Origin of the sequence: Streptomyces calidiresistens, assembly GCF_014141525.1 — a bacterium.
Lineage (GTDB): Bacteria > Actinomycetota > Actinomycetes > Streptomycetales > Streptomycetaceae > Streptomyces > Streptomyces calidiresistens.
In genome coordinates this window covers 1-3,391 of record NZ_VKHS01000619.1, presented here as the reverse complement: position 1 = coordinate 3,391, position 3,391 = coordinate 1, and the positions used below count along the sequence as shown (strand labels likewise).

3 protein-coding genes are annotated in these 3,391 nt (G+C 72.1%); 1 reads left to right on the top strand and 2 read right to left on the bottom strand.

Annotated features, from left to right (window positions below):
* The first annotated feature begins 84 nt into the window (after positions 1-84).
* Positions 85-2,250 carry a PQQ-dependent sugar dehydrogenase gene (locus FOE67_RS20520; protein WP_182666318.1) on the top strand — a complete coding sequence of 722 codons (2,166 nt, stop codon included), beginning with the start codon at positions 85-87 and terminating at the stop codon, positions 2,248-2,250.
* An 81-nt stretch (positions 2,251-2,331) separates the two neighbouring features.
* On the opposite strand, the gene FOE67_RS20515 is transcribed toward FOE67_RS20520, so the two are convergent.
* Together FOE67_RS20515 and FOE67_RS20510 are read right to left on the bottom strand one after the other, a co-directional pair.
* Positions 2,332-2,952 carry an L-threonylcarbamoyladenylate synthase gene (locus tag FOE67_RS20515; RefSeq protein ID WP_182666317.1) on the bottom strand — a complete coding sequence of 207 codons (621 nt, stop codon included), beginning with the start codon at positions 2,950-2,952 and terminating at the stop codon, positions 2,332-2,334.
* A 65-nt stretch (positions 2,953-3,017) separates the two neighbouring features.
* On the bottom strand, positions 3,018-3,391 hold a 374-nt coding region (locus tag FOE67_RS20510; protein WP_267133351.1), incomplete at its 5' end, for a LysR substrate-binding domain-containing protein.

Here is a 3,391-nt window from a genome sequence, read left to right as displayed (position 1 = left end):
GTCCCTCCCGCCCCCGGGGAGGGACGACGACGGCACATCCATCACCACCCCCACGATTTCCGATCACGTGATGAGAGGTCCGCCATGCGAAAATTCCCCGTCGCGGTGACCGCCGCCCTGGTCGCCGTCGGGCTGCTGACCGCCCCGACGACCTCGGCGGCCGGGCCCCCGCCCCCCACCGAGTCGTCCGCCGCGCCGGCGACCGCCGAGTTCCAGAAGGTGACGCTCAACGCCTCTCCCGGCGAACCCATCGACCTCGCGGTGCTCCCCGACGGCCGGGTCCTGCACACCACCCGCGACGGCCGGGTGTGGCTGCACGATCCCGCCACCCGACTCAACACCCTGGCCGCCGAGTTGGACGTCTACACCCACGACGAGGAGGGCCTTCAGAGCATCGCCGTCGACCCCGGCTTCGACGGCCGGGACAACCGCTGGGTCTACCTCTTCCACGCGCCCCCGCTCGACACCCCCGTGGACGACCCCTCCACCCCCGGCGTCAACGAGGGTGCCGCGCCCGACGTGGGCACCGACGAGGACTGGGAACGCTTCGCCGGCGTCACCCGCCTCTCCCGCTTCGAACTCGTCGGGAACACCCTCGACCTCTCCACCGAACAGGCCATCCTCGACGTCGAGGCCGACCGGGGCATCTGTTGCCACGTCGGCGGCGACATCGTCTTCGACAGCGTGGGCAACCTCTACCTCTCCACCGGTGACGACACCAACCCCCACGCCTCCGGCGGCTACGTCCCGATCGACGAGCGCCCCGAACGCAACCCCTCCTACGACGCGCAGCGCACCTCCGCCAACACCGACGACCTGCGCGGCAAGGTCCTGCGCATCACGGTGGGGGAGGACGGCTCGTACACGATCCCGGAGGGCAACCTCTTCGCTCCGGGCACCGAGGGCGCCCGTCCCGAGATCTACCTGATGGGCCTGCGCAACCCGTTCCGGATGGAGATCGACCCGGTGACCGACGACCTCTACGTCGCCGACTACTCACCGGACGCCCGCACCCCCAGTCCCACCCGCGGACCCAACGGACACGGCAAGTGGTTCGTCGCCCGCGCGGCCGGCAACCACGGATGGCCGTACTGCATCACCCCCTCGATGCCCTACCACCACTGGGACTTCGCCACCGGAACCGACCGGGGGGCCTTCGACTGCGACGCCCCCGTCAACACCTCCCCGCGGAACACCGGGCTGACCGAGCTGCCGCCGGTGGAACAGCCCGAGGTGTGGTACCCCAACAATGTCTCGCCGCTCTTCCCCGGTCTGGGCAGCGGCGGCATCGGCCCGATGGCCGGACCGGCCTACGCCTTCGACCCGGCGACGACCCGGGGCCGCGCCCCCGTCGCCTGGCCCGAGCACTACGACGGCGTCCCGCTGTTCTACGAGTTCACCCGCAACTACCTCAAGGGCTTCCACCTCGCCGGGGACGGCATGCCCGGAAGCGGAGGGGTGCCCGGGGGCATCGAGGCCATCGAGGACGTCGTCCCCGGAATGCCCTTCTCCGCCCCCATCGACATGGAGTTCGGTCCCGACGGCGCGCTGTACGTGTTGGAGTACGGCCGGGGGTACTTCCAGGAGAACCCCGACGCGGAGCTCTCCCGCATCGACTACATCGGGCCGGGCGGCAACCACACCCCGATCCCCGTGGTCTCGGCGGACGTCACCCGCGGCGAGGAGCCGTTGACGGTCTCCTTCTCCTCGGCGGGCACCACGGACCCCGACGGCGACCGCCTGCGCCACGAGTGGGACTTCGACTCCGACGGTCGGATCGACTCGCGCGCGGCGAACCCCGTGCACACCTACACCGAGCCCGGCGTGCACACCGCCACCCTGAAGGTCACCGACATCGGCGGCCGGCACCGCGGGAAGTCGGCCTCGGCCGAGATCGACATCACCGTCGGCGCGAACGGGGCCCCCGTGGTCACCTTCCTGCGACCGACCCCGGAGCTGGACTTCGCCTTCGGCGACACCGTGGAGTACGAGGTGGAGGTGACCGACGACCAACCGGTCGACTGCGCCCGGGTCACGGTGACCTACATCCTGGGCCACGACGACCACGGCCACCCCATGTCCACGGCCTCGGGCTGCACCGGTTCCTTCGTCACCACCGTCCCCGAGGGACACGACGTCGAGGAGGACAACCTGAGGGCGGTCTTCGTCGCCTCCTACACCGACCCCGGGTTGAACGGCCTGCCCCCGCTGACCGGGAGCGCCGAGGTCGTCCTGCTGCCCACCGGCTGATCGGGTCGGTGGGGCCCGGGCCGCGGGTCCGCCCGCCCGGAACGCCGGCGTTCCGGGCGGGCGGACCCGCCGCCGGCGGGTCTACTCGAAGATTTCCGGATCGCCGGCGCCCCGCCGCACCACCTCGGCCACGCCGTCGGAGAAGTCGACGACCGTCGTCGGCTCGGTGCCGCAGTCCCCGGAGTCCAGCACCGCGTCCACCGCGTGGTCCAGCCGCTCCTTGATGTCCCATCCGATGGTCAGCGGCTCCTCCTCGCCCGGCAACAGCAGCGTGCTGGAGAGCAACGGCTCGTCCAGTTCGGCGAGGAGGGCCTGCGCGACCGTGTGGTCGGGGATCCTGACCCCGACGGTCTTCTTCTTCGGGTGCAGCATCCGGCGGGGGGCCTCGCTCGTCGCGGGCAGGATGAAGGTGTAGCTGCCCGGGGTGGCGGCCCGCACGGTGCGGAACACGGCGTTGTCCATCCGCGCGAACTGCCCCAGCTGGGCGAAGTCCCGGCACACCAGGGTGAAGTGGTGCCGGTCGTCCAGGCGCCGGATCTCCCGGATGCGGTCCAGCCCCTCCTTGTTGCCGGGGTGGCAGCCCAGCGCGAAGCAGGAGTCCGTCGGGTAGACCACCAGGCCCCCGGACCGGATGATCTCCACCACCTGACCGATCACACGGCGTTGCGGGTTGTCCGGGTGCACGTCGAAGTACTTCGCCATGCGCCGAGCCTACGACCGCGCCCCGTCGCCGCCGGCCACGACCCGCGCGGAACCCGAACCGGTGTTCAGCGCGCGTCCGCCGCTCCCGGCGGGACCACCGCGCGCAGCGCCTCGCCCACCGCCCGCACCGCCGGGTGCTCCGCCGCCCCCCGCCGGTGCGCCAGGAGGGTCCGGCGCCGGATCGGCAACCGCTCCCATACGACGTCGGACGGGGCGCCGTCGCGGACCGTCGCGGGGAGCAGGGCCACCCCCGCCCCGATCGCCACCAGACCGAGAACGGTGTCGAAGTCGTCCACCCGGTGCCGGATCCGGGGCTCGAAACCCGAGGCGCGACAGACCCGGACCGTCATGGCGTGGCAGAGCGTTCCCGGCGTGGCGGTGATCCACGGGAAGGTGTCCCACCGCCGGGGCACCGGCCCCGCGTCATCCCCCTCCCCAC